Source organism: Anoxybacillus thermarum, from assembly GCF_000836725.1.
Taxonomy (GTDB): Bacteria; Bacillota; Bacilli; order Bacillales; family Anoxybacillaceae; genus Anoxybacillus; species Anoxybacillus thermarum.
The window spans coordinates 1-1,543 of record NZ_JXTH01000120.1 but is presented as its reverse complement, the minus strand read 5'-3'; the positions used below and the strand labels follow the sequence as shown (position 1 = coordinate 1,543).

The 1,543-nt window shown below is 42.3% G+C and carries 1 protein-coding gene; it reads left to right on the top strand.

Annotation, left to right across the window (positions count from 1 at the left end):
* Nucleotides 1-72 precede the first annotated feature (72 nt).
* A partial coding sequence (locus LH47_RS14570; protein ID WP_043968731.1) for an IS1182 family transposase occupies nucleotides 73-1,543 on the top strand: 1,471 nt, incomplete at its 3' end.

Sequence of the window (1,543 nt, the reverse complement as noted above, 5' to 3'; positions counted from 1 at the left end):
CAGCTTGTCGACAAAGTCGACAAGCTGTTTTAATATATAGGTATAAGGGTATTTATAGGAGGGGGAAATCGGATGCTTCAACGTCATCAAGAAGATCGTAGACATATGGAAACAACGGTAAAGATTGATGACCTTGTTCCTGAGGATCACCTTGTGCGTAAGCTAGAAAAAGCGATTGACTTCTCTTTTATTTACGACATTGTCAAAGACCTATACTCACCCGATCATGGACGACCAAGTATTGATCCGGTTGTGTTGTTCAAAATGTACTTGATCCGTTATATCTTTGGCATTCGTTCGATGCGTGAAACGGTGGAACAAATTCGAACAAACGTGGCATATCGGTGGTTTTTAGGGTTGAGTCTTCATGATCCTGTCCCACATCATTCGACTCCAAGCAAAAATTACGCACGACGTTTTGCAGGCACAGACGTTTTTCAAAAGATTTTTTCAAGAATTCTCGAAGAAGCCTTTCAACACGGGCTGGTGGATCCAAGTGTCGTATTTGTTGACTCTACCCATGTGAAGGCGAGTGCAAACAAAAGAAAATTCAACACCGAAGTGGCAGAAGTCGAAGCGAAAGCGTATCAAGAGGAATTGGAAAAAGAGATTGAACGAGATCGGATCGCACACGGAAAATCTCCATTACCGCCAGAAACAGATAAAAAAAAACGAGAAGTGAAGATCAGTAAGACAGATCCTGAGAGTGGGATGTTTGTGAAAAATGAACGCGAACGAGTATTTGCTTACTCTTATCACACGGCTTGCGATCGCCATGGCTGGATCCTCCAATCCTATGTCACAGCGGCAAACGTGCATGATAGTCAAGCCTTTTTTGAGCTGTTTGAACGAGTCAAAAAGGAAGTGAAGCAACGCCCCAAAGACGTGTGCATCGATGCAGGATACAAGACGCCAGCCATTGCGAAATACCTATTAGAACAAGGGATTGATCCGATTTGGCCATATACGCGTCCAAAGACGAAAGAGGGGTTTTTTCGGAAATCTGAATTTGCATATGACGAACATTTTGACTGTTACGTTTGTCCAAATAACCAAGTGTTATCTTATTCAACAACGAATCGGGAAGGATATCGGGAATATAAATCAAATCCATCTGTGTGCAAGACGTGTCCTTATCTAGAGAAATGCACAGAAAGCAAAAGCCACACGAAAGTGGTCACACGCCATGTTTGGCAAGATTACTACGAAGAGGCCGAGCACTTACGGTATGTGCCGGAGCATCGAGAATTGTATGAGCAGAGAAAAGAGACAATCGAACGAAATTTTGCAGATTTGAAAGAGAAGCATGGTCTGCGCTGGACGAATTACCGTGGATTGGAAAGAAACCAGATGCAGGCGATGCTTGTTTGTGCTGCGATGAATTTAAAGAAATTAGCAAACTGCCTATGGAGAATGGGCATCTCCCCTCTTTTTCACTTATGTATGTCGTTATTTTCGTCAGTTCATCGAGGAAAACAAATATCAAAATGGAACAAAATGGTTGTAAGAAAATTGTCTTACAACCATTTTGTCAACAGTCTGA